The 12,412-nt window shown below is 69.7% G+C and carries 14 protein-coding genes; 5 read left to right on the top strand and 9 right to left on the bottom strand.

Annotated features, from left to right (window positions below):
* Positions 1-28: 28 nt before the first annotated feature.
* The gene (locus tag HOV77_RS17420; RefSeq protein WP_290863447.1) at positions 29-1,957 is read right to left on the bottom strand and encodes an alkyl sulfatase dimerization domain-containing protein; all 1,929 of its coding nucleotides are present in this window, start codon (positions 1,955-1,957) and stop codon (positions 29-31) included.
* A gap of 121 nt (positions 1,958-2,078) precedes the next feature.
* Here HOV77_RS17420 and HOV77_RS17415 point away from each other — a divergent pair, with 121 nt between their 5' ends.
* On the top strand, positions 2,079-2,924 hold the full coding sequence (locus tag HOV77_RS17415) for an LLM class flavin-dependent oxidoreductase (RefSeq protein WP_290863446.1): 846 nt from the start codon (positions 2,079-2,081) through the stop codon (positions 2,922-2,924).
* On the opposite strand, the gene HOV77_RS17410 is transcribed toward HOV77_RS17415, so the two are convergent.
* Both HOV77_RS17410 and HOV77_RS17405 read right to left on the bottom strand, forming a co-directional pair.
* Positions 2,914-3,798 (bottom strand): aminoglycoside phosphotransferase family protein, encoded by an 885-nt coding sequence (locus HOV77_RS17410; RefSeq protein WP_290863479.1) that lies wholly within the window; start codon positions 3,796-3,798, stop codon positions 2,914-2,916. The genes HOV77_RS17415 and HOV77_RS17410 overlap by 11 nt on opposite strands.
* An 11-nt stretch (positions 3,799-3,809) precedes the next feature.
* Positions 3,810-4,262, bottom strand: a complete 453-nt coding sequence (locus tag HOV77_RS17405) for a hypothetical protein (protein ID WP_290863445.1) — start codon at positions 4,260-4,262, stop codon at positions 3,810-3,812.
* Between the two features lie 81 nt (positions 4,263-4,343).
* On the opposite strand from HOV77_RS17405, the gene HOV77_RS17400 reads away from it, so the two are divergent.
* Positions 4,344-4,943, top strand: coding sequence for a putative glycolipid-binding domain-containing protein (locus tag HOV77_RS17400; RefSeq protein ID WP_290863444.1), 600 nt, complete (start codon positions 4,344-4,346; stop codon positions 4,941-4,943).
* Position 4,944: 1 nt separating this feature from the next.
* On the opposite strand, the gene HOV77_RS17395 is transcribed toward HOV77_RS17400, so the two are convergent.
* The 5 genes from HOV77_RS17395 to HOV77_RS17375 all read right to left on the bottom strand — a co-directional run bounded on the left by HOV77_RS17395 (position 4,945) and on the right by HOV77_RS17375 (position 9,432).
* On the bottom strand, positions 4,945-5,556 hold the full coding sequence (locus HOV77_RS17395; RefSeq protein ID WP_290863443.1) for a hypothetical protein: 612 nt from the start codon (positions 5,554-5,556) through the stop codon (positions 4,945-4,947).
* Between the two features lie 43 nt (positions 5,557-5,599).
* On the bottom strand, positions 5,600-6,361 hold the full coding sequence (locus tag HOV77_RS17390; protein WP_290863442.1) for a GntR family transcriptional regulator: 762 nt from the start codon (positions 6,359-6,361) through the stop codon (positions 5,600-5,602).
* Between the two features lie 67 nt (positions 6,362-6,428).
* The gene (locus HOV77_RS17385) at positions 6,429-7,169 is read right to left on the bottom strand and encodes an SIS domain-containing protein (RefSeq protein ID WP_290863441.1); all 741 of its coding nucleotides are present in this window, start codon (positions 7,167-7,169) and stop codon (positions 6,429-6,431) included.
* Positions 7,166-8,509 (bottom strand): hypothetical protein, encoded by a 1,344-nt coding sequence (locus HOV77_RS17380; protein WP_290863440.1) that lies wholly within the window; start codon positions 8,507-8,509, stop codon positions 7,166-7,168. The genes HOV77_RS17385 and HOV77_RS17380 overlap by 4 nt, the downstream gene beginning before the upstream one ends.
* Complete coding sequence (locus HOV77_RS17375; protein WP_290863439.1) at positions 8,506-9,432, bottom strand: BadF/BadG/BcrA/BcrD ATPase family protein; 927 nt, start codon at positions 9,430-9,432, stop codon at positions 8,506-8,508. The genes HOV77_RS17380 and HOV77_RS17375 overlap by 4 nt, the downstream gene beginning before the upstream one ends.
* A 59-nt stretch (positions 9,433-9,491) precedes the next feature.
* Between HOV77_RS17375 and HOV77_RS17370 the strand changes: the two genes are divergently transcribed.
* From HOV77_RS17370 to HOV77_RS17360, 3 genes are read left to right on the top strand one after another with little or no spacing between them, the layout of a single operon-like run.
* Positions 9,492-10,445, top strand: a complete 954-nt coding sequence (locus tag HOV77_RS17370; RefSeq protein ID WP_290863438.1) for a hypothetical protein — start codon at positions 9,492-9,494, stop codon at positions 10,443-10,445.
* 39 nt (positions 10,446-10,484) lie between these two features.
* Positions 10,485-10,961, top strand: coding sequence for a macro domain-containing protein (locus HOV77_RS17365; protein WP_290863437.1), 477 nt, complete (start codon positions 10,485-10,487; stop codon positions 10,959-10,961).
* Complete coding sequence (locus HOV77_RS17360) at positions 10,945-11,808, top strand: hypothetical protein (protein WP_290863436.1); 864 nt, start codon at positions 10,945-10,947, stop codon at positions 11,806-11,808. Before HOV77_RS17365 ends, HOV77_RS17360 begins: the two co-directional genes overlap by 17 nt.
* Here the strand turns inward: HOV77_RS17360 and HOV77_RS17355 are convergent.
* Positions 11,792-12,346, bottom strand: a complete 555-nt coding sequence (locus tag HOV77_RS17355) for an NADAR family protein (RefSeq protein ID WP_290863435.1) — start codon at positions 12,344-12,346, stop codon at positions 11,792-11,794. The genes HOV77_RS17360 and HOV77_RS17355 overlap by 17 nt on opposite strands.
* Positions 12,347-12,412 lie beyond the last annotated feature (66 nt).

The raw sequence follows: 12,412 nt of genomic DNA, 5'->3' as shown, positions 1-12,412 counted from the left end.
CAGTCTGCCGCGTGCGATCGCCGCGGTGTCACGGGGTGACGACGTTGAACATGACGTCGAAGTCGTCGAGCATGCTCAGCAGCTGGACGAGGCGCTGCTTGTCCCCCTCGACCGTGATGGCGCCGTCGGCGATCGCCTTGTCGAAGGTCGACTGGCTCAGCGAGATCGCGTCCAGCGCCGCCTTCGTCAGCGTCAGGCTGACGTCGGCGGGGGCGTCCGGCTTACCCACCCGGTAGGTCAGCGTCGCGTTTCGCAGGGTGACGACATAAGTCTCGTCGAGATCGGTGAAGGTCCAGGCCATCCGCGTCTCCGGAACGTGGGCTGCCTTGTCGCCGTTGAGCCGGATGCCGAGGTAGTCGAAGTACAGGTCCGGGCTCATCGAGCGGATCATGTCCGGGCTGGTGGTCGTCAGCGCGACACCGTGGAAGACGCCGTTGCGCAACTCGTGCGCGCCCATCAGGTACAGCGATCGCCAGGTCCCGTTCTCGCACTGGTAGCCGAGCTGTTCGAGGGCGTCGGCCTGGAGGGCGACCGCCTCGCTGTTGCCCGGGTCGGCGAAGACCAGGTGGTTGACCAGTTCGGCCGCCCATCGGTAGTCGCCGGAGTCGAAGGCCTCCCGGCCGGCCGCGAGCACCTTGTCCGGCCCGCCGATGACCTTCACGTAGCGCTTGGCCGCCTCCACCGGCTGATGCGGGTTCAGATGCGCCGGATTGCCGTCGTAGAAGCCCAGGTAACGCTGGTAGATCGCGCGTACGCCGTGGCTGATCGAACCGTAGTAACCGCGGAGGTACCACCGCTTCTCCAGGTCCGGCGGCAGCTTCGTGAGCGTCTCGGCGATCTCCATCGGGGTCAGTCCGTGGTTGATCAGTCGCAACGTCTGGTCGTGCAGGTACTGGTACATGTCGCGCTGATCGGCGAGGAACTCGGCCACACGCTCGGAGCCCCAGGTCGGCCAGTGGTGCGAGGCGAACACGACGTCACTTCGATCGGCGAACATCTCGATCGCCTCGTCCAGGTAGCGCGACCACTGACGGGTGTCGCGTACCTCCGCGCCGCGCAGGGTCAGGATGTTGTGCAGGGTGTGGCAGGCGTTCTCGGCCGCACACAGGGCCCGCATCTGCGGGAAGTAGAAGTTCATCTCCGACGGAGCCTCGGTGCCCGGCGTGAGCTGGAACTCCATGCGTACGCCGTCGATCGTGCGCGAGCCGTTCTCGGTGATCAGGTCGGTCGGCGGGATCAGCGTGATGGTTCCGTTGGAGACCGCCTTGCCCAGGCCGAGGTCGACCTGCCCGCGCTCGTCCCGGGGCAGGAAGACGCCGTACTGGAAATGCGAGCGGCGGCTCATCGCGGTTCCGGCGAACACGTTCTCCGACACGGCGTGATAGAGGAAGCCCTCCGGTGCGTAGATCTTCACCCGGCCGGAGGTGACGTCTTCGTCGGAGATGATGGCGCGTACGCCGCCGTAGTGGTCGACGTGGCTGTGGGTGTAGATCACCGCCACGACGGGCTTGTCGCCACGATGCTTGCGATAGAGGTCGAGGCCGGTCTTCGCAGTCTCGGTGGAGATCATCGGGTCGATGACGATGATCCCGGTGTCGCCCTCGACGATCGTCATGTTCGAGATGTCCATGCCCCGTAACTGGTAGATCCGCTCGGTGACCTCGAACAGCCCGGCCACCCGGTTCAGCCGGGCCTGCCGCCACAGACTGGGGTTCACCGTCGGCGGCGCTTCGTCGGCGTCCTCGAAGGCGTACGCGCCCATGTTCCAGGCGGGCATCGGAACGCCGTCGGATCGGGTCACCGGCGCAGGCGCCGCCGCTTCGATCAGTCCCCGGCGTACGTCGTCGAAGTCCGTCGTGTCGTCGAACGGCAAGGCTCCCAGCACCGCCGCGTTCGCCGCCGCTGTGATCGCGGTCGCCTCTTTCGTGCCCGTGCGTGCCTCATCCACCGACGTCATCGCGCGCCCCCTTCGCCCTTCCTGGGAGCGTAGGCCGCCGCCTGGTAAAGCGCGGACGAATCAGCAGAATCCGCCAGTACGCCCAGACGGATCGTGGCGGCACCGTGAGAGGCTTACCGGCATGAGAGTCGGAGTGGTGATCCTGCCGGACCGTCCCTGGGCCCAGGCCCGGCGGCTGTGGGAGAAGGCGGAGACGGTCGGCTTCGCCCACGCCTGGACCTACGACCATCTCGGCTGGCGCGACCTAGTCGACGGGCCGTGGTTCGACTCGATCGCCACGCTGACCGCCGCGGCCGGCGTCACCGGCCACATCAAGCTCGGCACGATGGTCGCTTCCCCGCATTTCCGGCACCCGGCGCACTTCGCGCGGGAGATCACGACGCTGGACGACGTCAGCGGCGGGCGGGCGGTGATCGGCGTCGGCGCGGGCGGGCTCGCGGGATTCGACAACGACGTGCTCGGCCAGCCGCGCCTCGACCGCCGCCAGCGCTTCGAGCGGTTCGCCGAGTTCGTCGAACTGCTGCATCGGCTGCTGCGCGAGGGGCGCGTGACCTACGACGGCGCGTACTACCGAGCGGTGGACGCCCGCTGCGAGGTCAGCGAGCTGCCGCTCGTCATCGCCGCCGAGGGTCCGCGCGGGATCAAGCTCGCCCAGAAGTACGGCGACGCGTGGCTGGCCGGTGGCGACGTGACCGAGGACGTCGAGGAGTGGTGGAGCTCCGTCGAACGGCTCAGTGAGCGCAACCCGATCAACACGACCCGCTTCCTCATTCTCGACCCCAGGTCCGCGGTCTACTCACTGTCCAGTGTGGAATACTTCGTGGACACGGTGGAACGCGCGGAGCGGCTCGGCTTCACCGACGTCGTCACCCACTGGCCGCGCGAGAGCGGCTGGTTCGCGGGCGACGAGGCCGTGCTCGACGAGGCCATGGCCGAGCTGCGGCTCCGTGGGCTCCTCAGCTCATGAGCCGGGCAAGGGTACGCACACCGAGGCGGGCCATGACGGGATTGGTGTCGGCGTAGTACCACGGCAGACCCATGGCTTGCTGGAAGGCCCAGGCCCGGCCGCGTTCCCAGTCGAGGTCGTCGCACCCGAGGCGCTCCCGCATCGTCTGCCGCGGACCGGCTTCGAGCAGGTGCCACGCGCTGACCAGGTCCAGCGCCGGATCGGCCGGGCCGAGTCCGCCCACGTCGAGTACGCCGGCGAGGCGGCCGCCGGCGACGAGGACGTTTCCCGGGATGAGGTCCTTGTGTGACATGACGTCGGGAGAGGTCCGGGGCAGTTCACGGAACTCCGCCCACATCGCGCGCAGCCGGGGGACGTCGAGGAGCCCGGCGCTGCGGTCGAAGCAGAAGTCGAGCCAGCCGTCGGAGTTCTTCAGGTCACCGCCGCGGCCGCCACCGCTGAAGGTACGCCCGCGGGTGTCGATGGTGCGTACTCCGGCGATGAACTCGGCGAGATCTTCGGCGAAGGCGATGGACTCCCCTGGGTCGGCCACCGTCGCGACGGTTCCCGGCAGCCAGGTCTGCACCGACCAGGGCAGTGGATAGCCATGCCCCGGCTCGCCCAGCGCCACTGGCTCCGGGGTGGGGAAACGCGTACGCCCGGCCAGTTCGGCCGACGCGTCGGCCTCGGCTTCCAGATCTCGCCGGACTTCGGCGGGGTCGCCGGGCACGAGCGGGAACCGGGCCGTGAGGGTGTCGCCGATGCGGAAGATCCCGTTGACTGTGCCCTCCGACGCCGTCAGTTGCCGGATCGGCCAGGAGCGCCACTGCGGGAATTGGTCGCCGACGAGCGATCGGACGATTTCGGGAGTGATGTCGAGCTGGTCGTCATGCATCGGCACGATGATCAGGTTACGGTGTCCTCCACCAGGAGGCCGACCGCCACCGGGTCACTGTCGAGCGTCGATGGCGCGGTCCGGGCGAGGGACATGGCTCGCATCGAGATCCGCAACAGCATCTGCAGTACGACGCCGACGACCGGGAACGCGATCAGATAGACGAGGGCTTCGATGACGGTGGCCCGGACGTCGCCGGCCGCGCCCAGCGGCACCGGCCGGCCGACGAGCGAGTCGAGACAGAGCATCTCGGCCCGGACCAGGTCGAACTCCAGCCAGCCGATGATCATCACGCCGAGCCCGATCGCGCCGAGGTCGAACAGCCGCGGTGGCACGTCCGCCCACGAGCGCAGTTCGCTCATGCCCCGGCCGAACTGGCGGGCGTACGCGATCAGCTCCACCAGCGCGGCCAGGGCGAAGACCGGCAGGAGCTGGGCGACAGTGGACGCGAAGGCCTCGTGCATCGCGAAAGGATCGCACGACGAGCCGCTCGCCGAAGTCGGAAAGACGTCACGGCGTACGGGTCGGCCGGTAGGTTGGGGCACATGACTCTTCCCCGCGCGCTCGCCTGGCGGCGTACTGACACGACGGGCGGCGAGTACGCCGGTTACGACGATCGCGACGGGCTCACCGCGCACGGCTACGCCTTCACGGGTTCGCCGGTGGCGTACGCCTGCCGCTATGAGCTGTCGACCGACAGCCGGTGGGCCGGCAGCCGGCTCGACGTGACCGTCGAAGGGCCTGGCTTTCTGCGTACGCTCAAGCTGGAAAGGGCGAGTGGCCGCTGGCGCATCACGGCCTCGGAGCGGGGGAACCTCAACGCCGTCCTGCCGACCGCCCCGCTGGCGGGCACCGAGGAGCCGGACCGGCTGGCCGAGGCGATCGACGTGGACCTGTACGCCTCACCGCTGACCAACACACTGCCGATCCGGCGGCTGAACCTGCTGGGCAAGCCCGCCGGGACGAGCACCACCATCGTCGCGGCCTGGGTGCTGCTGCCGAGCCTGGCGGTGGTGCCGTCGGAGCAGACCTACACGGTGCTGGGCGACGGCCAGATCCGGTACGCCTCCGGCACCTTCACCGCGGACCTGACGGTCGACGAGAACGGGTATGTCGTTACGTATCCGGGCCTGGCCGAACGCTGAGTCAGGACGTCGGTTCGCGGCTTCCGCCGTACGAGGCGATCAGGGCGTCGGCGACGACTTGCGCGTCTGCGTCAGCCGGCTCCGCCGGGTACTCGGGCATCAAATCGTCCCAGACCATCAGCCACGACCCCAGCATCTGCCGTTGGCCCGCCGGCCGGGCGAAGAACCAGACGTGCAGATGCGCCCCGCCGTCACCGAGCCGATAGACGTGCGCCCGGCCGATGTTCGGCAGGGCCTGGATGTGCCGGACGAGATGCGTGCTGAGCACCCCCAGTTCGGCGGCGAGATCGTCGGTCAGGTCCGCCATGTCGTAGTGGTCCCGTGGGCGCAGCATCAACGCCAGGGGTACGCCGACACCCTGCACCCGGTTGAGCCGCCAGTTGTCGGTGAACCAGATGCCTTCGTCGCGCAGCTCGCACGACTTGCAGTCGGCCGGGTCCTCGCCGTGCCGGGGCGGTTCGGGCACCACCGGCGGCCGGAGCGGCGAAACCCGCAGCCCTTCCGGGTCGAACGGGCTGATGTCCCATTCCGTCATCCGGGCCAGCGGCAGTCGCCGGTCCTCGTCGGCGGCGGCGAGGGCGTGCGCGTAGTACTCGTCGGGAGTCAGGGCCATGATCGAGACCCTAACCCGCACGCCCGGCCCGCGTGGGGCCCGGTCAGCTCGGGTGGACGTCGAACTCCACGTCGTAGCGGTCCCCGCGGTATCGGGAGCGGCCCCACTCGATCGGCGCGCCCGCCGCGTCGTAGGCGACCCGGTCGATGACGAACGACGGCAGGCCGGGCGGCACTTCGAGCAGTTCGGCGTCGGTGTCGTCCAATGCGATCACGGAGACTCGGTGGGCCGCCGTCGCGATCTGTACGCCCCAGTGCTCGTTGAGGATCGCGTACAGCGAACGGTCGTCGCCGAGCAGATCGAGCAGGCCGGGAAACCGATCGGCCGGCAGATGGGTGTTCTCGACCGCGATGGGCACCCCGTCGGCCGTACGCACCCGATGCAGGGCCACGATCGGATCGCCTTCGGTCAGCTGCAATCGTTGCGCTATCAGTCCGGTCGCTGGGCGTACCCCTGAGGAAACCACCCGCGCGCCGGGAACCAGACCCCGCAGCCGCATGTCGTGGCTGAACGAGCCGGTGGTCGTGCCGTGGGTGAGGCGCGGCTCGGCCACGAACGTGCCGGCGCCGTTGACGCGGCGGATGAGCCCCCGGGTGACCAGGTCGGTGATCGCCTGGCGGGCGGTCATTCGGGCGACCTGGAAGCGCTCGGCGATCGAGCGCTCCGACGGCAGCAGCGTGCCCGGCGGCTGTTCGCGGACCATCGCCTCGAGGATCTCCCGGAGCTGCTCGCCCTTGGCGCGCACGGTGTCGAACGCGTCGGGGAGCGGGATCTCCGGGAACGTATTGTGCGGGCTGCGGGCCATCGCGCTCCTCGGCGCTTTCTTGTCGGTCAGGCGGGGCGTCTTCGCGGTGCTGTGCCAAGTCGGCGGATCAGGCGTCGCCCAGCCGGACGCGCCCGCCGTATCGGCGCAGGATCTCGGCGTTCCGCTCGTATCCGCCCGGTGTGTTGGCCGAACGATACACCAACGGCTGGTGTCCTGCCGCCAACTGACGGCCGACGACCTCGGCCACGAGCAGATTCGCGGCGAGTACGCCGGTCAGGCCGGACAGCGGGCCGAACTTGTCCCCGTCAGGCATGGGAATCGCGGCGTCGCCCCACGGCGCTCCATTGTCGATCACGACGTCGGCCAGCTCGGCCAGCGACGGGCTGCGGTGGGCCGTGGTGGCGTGTTCGACCGAGGTGATCGCGATGACCTTGTGCCCCCGCGACTGTGCGAGCTGGACCATCTCCACGACAGCGGTGTTGCCGCCCGAATTGGACGCGATCACGAAGACGTCCTCGGGCCGGATGTCGGCCAGCGCCCAGATCTGCTCGGCGATCCCGGCCTCCCGTTCGAGCAGCGGATCGAGGATGTCGGCGACCTTGGCGTCTCCATAGTAGACAAGATCGCGGATGCCGAGCTGATTCGCCGGGATCAGCCCACCGGCCCGGCCGACCAGCTCCAACGCCGTCGCACGCGAATGCCCCGTCCCGTACGCCTGGAGCACGCCACCGGCCGCCAGCGCGTCCGCCACCAGGCGGCCCGCTTCCGCGATCGCCTCCCGTTGGGTGGTGATCAGGCGCTCGACGGCGTTGCGGGCGACCTCGGCGTACGTGGTCTGGTCGATCATTTCGCTCCCTCTGCCTGCCATGGTTGGGTCAACTCCCGGATGAGGTCGGCGGCGGCGGCGGTGATCAGCTCGGCGCATCCCGGTGCGGCGGCGCTCGCCAGAACCTCATAGGTGGCATCGGCGTACGCGGTCTCCGGTGGCAGGTAGCCCGGATAGGCGTTCGTGTATCCCAGCACGATAGCGGGGTGGAGCTGGGTGGCTGCGGTGAGGAACGGTTCGCCCGGGAGGCCGGCGAGGAGGACGTCTCCTATTCGGAGCGCTGCGACTTCCGCCGCTATCGGCAGTTCTTGCGCGATATCCGGGATAACGCGGTCTCGCACAGTGTGCGAGGGGACGTTATCCCGGATATCGCGACGCGCCCGCCCCCCGCGCTCGGTGGAGTGAGGCGCGTCAGGCAGTAGCGAAGCAGCCCACCGAGCCCCGTCGAGCACGCCTTCGGCGATGCGTACGGAGATGGGGTCGGTCGCGTCCCGAATGTCGCGCTCGGCCGCGGCGATCAGGGCGTACGCGTCGACGGGCGGTTTGGCGTCCAAGGTCAGCTCACGGCGTCGCCAGGCAACGGTGCTCCCCGCAGACCACGCGGGGACACCGTCGCCGAGAAGGGAAAGGCAACGGTCGGCGACGAGGGCGCCGAGCCGGTCGAGTTCGGCCGAGTCCTGGCCTTGACGCGTACGCCGAGTGCTGATGTCCCCGGCCGCACCGGTCGCGACGGCCACCCAGGTTCCGGGTTCGAGGCGGTCGGTCAGGGCGCGGCGGACCGCCCCGGTCAGGTCGGCGCTGACGAGGAGGTTGTCGGAGGGCAGCACGGTCGGATGCACCGGCAGCACTACGAGGACCCCGGTACGCCGTCCGCCCGCCACGACCTCGACGACGTCCAGCGGAACGCTCGCCTCCCCGGCGGGCTGGCTGCGTACCGCGCCGACGCCGTGCAGCAGTCCGGAGTGCACCCGGCCGGTCGTCTCGACCTCCGCATCCCGAGCCACCGCAACGGTCTCGGCGATGTCGGTGGTGAGCCGGGCGAGCCATTCGGGTGGAGTCGCCGTCCCACCCGGTACGCACCCGGTCTCCGGCCCGGCGTGCGTATGGCTCGCAGCGACCCACAAGACGTCGAAACAAGACCCACCGGAGACAGCGGCCCGAGCCGCCCGGGTGAGGTCGGCGTTGACGCAGATGACGTCGAGGAGCGCCAACGCGACCCGGTGAGTGCCGTCGAACCAGGTGATCGCCGAGACGGTCAGCGGATCGAGCGTTCCCGCCGAGACGCCTTCGCGGAAGGCGTACCCGCCCATCGGGGCACCCGGCGGCACGGTGATGGTACGGGTGGCGAAGCCGACTCTCACCGCACAGTCACCCGCATCAGTCCGGAGTGGAGGCCCAGCTCGGGTGCGGCGGCGAGCTTCGCCGCTCCGTCGAGCCCGTCGCCGATCGGCTCGTGGAGGCGTACGCCGGGCCGCCGGATCGCCAGTTCGTCGGCGAACCGCCGTCGTAGTCCGTCGTGCTGGAGCAGCCGCCCGGTCCACGACACCGGCAGGTCGCCGGGGCCGGAGGCGGCGGCGACGGTGGCGGCGAGTTCCCGCGCTGCTTCGTCGACGATGTTCGCGGCGTACGCGTCGGCGTCGGCGAGGCCGAGGACGGCCGGGGCGAACTCGGCGATCCTCGCGACGGCGTCGGGAGCCGGATACAGCGTCTCGGCGAGGTCGGCGAGCTCCCCGAAGTGCGCGGTCGCGTGGTCGATCAGCGCGCTCGGCTCCGCCCGGCCGTCGTGGCCGCGCAGCGCCGCCTCCAGTCCCCGGCGGCCGATCCAGAATCCACCGCCCGCGTCACCGCAGAGGTAGCCCCAGCCGTCGACCTGACGGCGTACGCCGTCGCGGTCCAGCCCGAGCGCGATCGCGCCGGTGCCTGCGGCGAGCACGACCCCGGGTCCGAGACCGAAGGCGCCCGCATGGGCGGTGACGACGTCCCCGGCGATCAGTACGCGCCCGGCCTCGAGCCGGTCGATCAGCCCACCGGCCAGGGCGGCGTACTCGTCGGCCGAGCCGAGGACGCTGGTCAGTCCGAGGCAGACGGTGGCAACCTGATCGCGTACGGCGAGCTCGGCCCAGGGACCGGTGATCGCGGCAAGGACGGCGTCGGACGGGCGTACGTCGTGCCGGTAGGTCAGCCCGGGGCAGTCGGCCACCCGGGTCACCCGCCCGGCGTACGCGAGCCCGATCCGCATGCGGGTCTGGCCGGCGTCGATCGCCACGTCCACCATGTCAGCCATGCGGGGCATCGTAATACCGGTCTAGACCGAAAGCCAGAGGCCGTCTACGCTGCGGACTTATGAGATGGACGCCTGTCGCTGCCATGACCGCCGCCGTGGTCGCCGCCCTGCTGACCACCGCATCCCCCGCCACCGCCTCCGACCTGCGCGTGTACACCGCCAAGCCGGGCACGTACACCGTTCAGCCGACCTCCACCAACGGCACTCCGATCTTCCATGATCTCGGTGCCCGGATCACGGTCCCCGCCGGAACGACCAAGTACCTCAGCAGCAAGCTCATCGTTTCGAACGCGACGGTCGTGACCGAGACGTCGCACCTGGTCTACTGCCGTCAGGCGGGCTCGACGACGCTGGTCGACCGGCTGGTGTCCGGCCAGAACGTCCTCGCGGGGACGGCGACCACGATCCTCACCCGGGGCATGATCACCGCCCCCGTCTCCGGCGATCTCACCTGCTCGCTGGAGGCGATCTTCATCGATCACACGGCGACCTCCGGCACGCAGACGATCCGCGTCGAGTCGACCACCTACGTCGAGGACGTGTTCGGCGTCCTCACCGCATCCGCCCAGACCTACCAGCCGACGCGTACGCGCGTCGACAGCGGTTACTACGCCGCCCCGGTCACCTTCACCGCGCCGGCCGGCGTGACGAGCATCCAGGCGATCGGCGACGTCAACGTCACCACCTGCTACGGCACTCGCCCGGAGACGTTGTGCGTCGGCGGGCGGCTGACGGGCAACTACGCGTACGTCGGCACGCAGTTGGTGGTGCACCAGCTCAACCAGGACGGATCGGTCTGCGCCACGACGACCAACGGCGCACTTGCGGGCGTCACCGTCACGAACACCGTGCACCATTTCAAAATCAACACCTGGCATACCGCTGTGCCCGTCTCGACCGCCTGCTCCTCGCGTACCTTCTCCGCTTCGACGCGGGTAACGGCCAACGCGGGCGCCGAGTCGATCATCGTGGAGGCCAACCACCAGTCGCTGACGGCTTTGTTCGTGCCGTGACCCGCCGGGGGTGTCATACCTCGATGGCATCATCGCGGCATGACACCCCTCACCGTGGTCCGGGGCGACGCGACGAGCCCGCAGGCCAAGGGCCCCAAGGTGATCGCGCACATCTGCAACGACCTCGGCGGCTGGGGCAAGGGCTTCGTGCTCGCGATCTCGCGGCGATGGCCCGAGCCCGAGCGCGACTACCGCGAGTGGCATCGTCACCGCGCGGGCAACGACTTCGGTCTCGGCGCGGTCCGGCTCGTCCAGGTCACGGCGGACACCTGGGTGGCCAACCTGATCGGCCAGCACGGCATGAAGATCGGCAGCAACGGCCCGCCGATCCGCTACGACGCCGTCGAACGCTGTCTCGCGAGGCTCGCGGAGCTGCTGCCGTCCGGCGCGTCCGTGCACATGCCGCGCATCGGCACGGGGCTCGCCGGCGGTTCGTGGGACAAGATCGAGCCTCTACTTGTACGCACACTGTGCGCGCGGGACATCCCGGTGACGGTGTATGACTACGGCAAATGATCCGATTCCGTGGCACCGGTTGCACCATGCGTACGGGACGGCGGACGACGTTCCGGGGCTGCTCGGCGATCTCCGCTCGGACGATGTGGAGGTACGCGGCCGGGCGCATTACCAGCTGCGGGGCAATGTCTACCACCAGGGCACCCGCTGGGAGGCGAGCGCATACGCCGTCCCGTTGCTGGTCGAGCTCGCCGACTCCACGCGTACGCCGGATCGGCCGCTCGTCGTCGACCTGCTCCGCCTCGTCGGCGTGGGCGACCTCGACGACCGTTACCTGCCGTTCGCCGGGTTCCCCGGGTTCGACGACAAGCTCCGCCGTCGCATCAGCGAGCTGCTTCCCGCCTTCTACGACGGGGAGATCGACGACTCGGGCGACGACTTCGACGTAATGAACCTCGCCGACCAGGTGTGGGCCGCCGACGCGTACGCCGCGTTCACGCCGAACGGCGAAGTCTTCCGGCGCTGGCTCGCCGACGCCGATCCCGAGGTCGCCGCGCGCGCCGCCGAACTGCTCACCTGGGTTCCGCCGACGTCTTCGCTGCTAGACGACTTGGTTGCGGTTCCCGACGGCGGTGTCGTCCGGGCCAGCGCCAACCTGGCCCTCGGCCACATGTCGGGCCACGACGACGTCGTGCTGCCCCGACTCAGCGCGCAGCTGACAGACGCCTCGCCGATGATCCGTTGGACGGCGGCGATCGCGGTCGCCCGGCGTACGCGGCCGGCGGTTCCGTCTCACGTACGCCGGATGCTGACCGACGAACGCGACCCGCGCAAGCCGTTGAGCGTACCGGGCTGGCCGCGTCCGCTGGCCGGCCTCATGGCGCTGGCGCTCACTCCGCCCGAATAGCGTCCCGCGCCTCCATCAGCGCGAACCCGAGCAGGTTCAGTCCACGCCACTGCGCGGGATTGGCAGCGCGCGGGTCGGCCGCAGCCAGCCCGATGCCCCAGATCCGATCCAGCGGACTCGCTTCGACGAGCACCCGCTCCCCCGTCCCGAGCAGGTACGCCCGCAGGTCGTCGTGCTGGCGGAACTTCGCCGCACTGCCCGCCACCACGATCGCGTACCGGTTGTCGTCCCAGGTCTGCTGATCGAAGTCGAGCACCTCGCGGCCCAGCTTCTTCGCCTCCCCCGGCGTCGACGCGTCGAGCACCTTCTCGGCGATCTCGTCGTCACCGAAGAGCTTGGCCTTCGACCACATCATCCAGTGCTCGGCAGTGGCGTACGCCCGGCCGCCGACGACGAACGAGGCCGGCCACCACTGGCTGAGACAGCCGGCGCCGACGCTGCCGTCGGGCTGCGGTTGATGCCCCCAGAAGTGGAGGTACTTGACCTTCACCCCGGTGGAGACGAGGTGGGCCAGGTCGGAGCGGGTGTGCGCGAGCATGCCGGACAGTCTGCCCGGTATGTACGACACTCCGCTACTACCTAGCTACTCACTATGTGCACGGAT

The organism is Hamadaea sp., from assembly GCF_013362815.1.
In the GTDB taxonomy this organism is placed as follows: domain Bacteria; phylum Actinomycetota; class Actinomycetes; order Mycobacteriales; family Micromonosporaceae; genus Hamadaea.
Note: the sequence above shows the minus strand (reverse complement) of the source record. Positions and strands in the feature narration are given on the sequence as shown.

Excerpts from the sequence above, each read along its gene's own strand:
- HOV77_RS17420 (WP_290863447.1), bottom strand. The coding sequence starts at position 1,957 with ATGACGTCGGTGGATGAGGCACGCACGGGCACGAAAGAGGCGACCGCG.
- HOV77_RS17415 (WP_290863446.1), top strand. The coding sequence starts at position 2,079 with ATGAGAGTCGGAGTGGTGATCCTGCCGGACCGTCCCTGGGCCCAGGCC.
- HOV77_RS17410 (WP_290863479.1), bottom strand. The coding sequence starts at position 3,798 with ATGCATGACGACCAGCTCGACATCACTCCCGAAATCGTCCGATCGCTC.
- HOV77_RS17405 (WP_290863445.1), bottom strand. The coding sequence starts at position 4,262 with ATGCACGAGGCCTTCGCGTCCACTGTCGCCCAGCTCCTGCCGGTCTTC.
- HOV77_RS17400 (WP_290863444.1), top strand. The coding sequence starts at position 4,344 with ATGACTCTTCCCCGCGCGCTCGCCTGGCGGCGTACTGACACGACGGGC.
- HOV77_RS17395 (WP_290863443.1), bottom strand. The coding sequence starts at position 5,556 with ATGGCCCTGACTCCCGACGAGTACTACGCGCACGCCCTCGCCGCCGCC.
- HOV77_RS17390 (WP_290863442.1), bottom strand. The coding sequence starts at position 6,361 with ATGGCCCGCAGCCCGCACAATACGTTCCCGGAGATCCCGCTCCCCGAC.
- HOV77_RS17385 (WP_290863441.1), bottom strand. The coding sequence starts at position 7,169 with ATGATCGACCAGACCACGTACGCCGAGGTCGCCCGCAACGCCGTCGAG.
- HOV77_RS17375 (WP_290863439.1), bottom strand. The coding sequence starts at position 9,432 with ATGGCTGACATGGTGGACGTGGCGATCGACGCCGGCCAGACCCGCATG.
- HOV77_RS17370 (WP_290863438.1), top strand. The coding sequence starts at position 9,492 with ATGAGATGGACGCCTGTCGCTGCCATGACCGCCGCCGTGGTCGCCGCC.
- HOV77_RS17365 (WP_290863437.1), top strand. The coding sequence starts at position 10,485 with ATGACACCCCTCACCGTGGTCCGGGGCGACGCGACGAGCCCGCAGGCC.
- HOV77_RS17360 (WP_290863436.1), top strand. The coding sequence starts at position 10,945 with ATGACTACGGCAAATGATCCGATTCCGTGGCACCGGTTGCACCATGCG.
- HOV77_RS17355 (WP_290863435.1), bottom strand. The coding sequence starts at position 12,346 with ATGCTCGCGCACACCCGCTCCGACCTGGCCCACCTCGTCTCCACCGGG.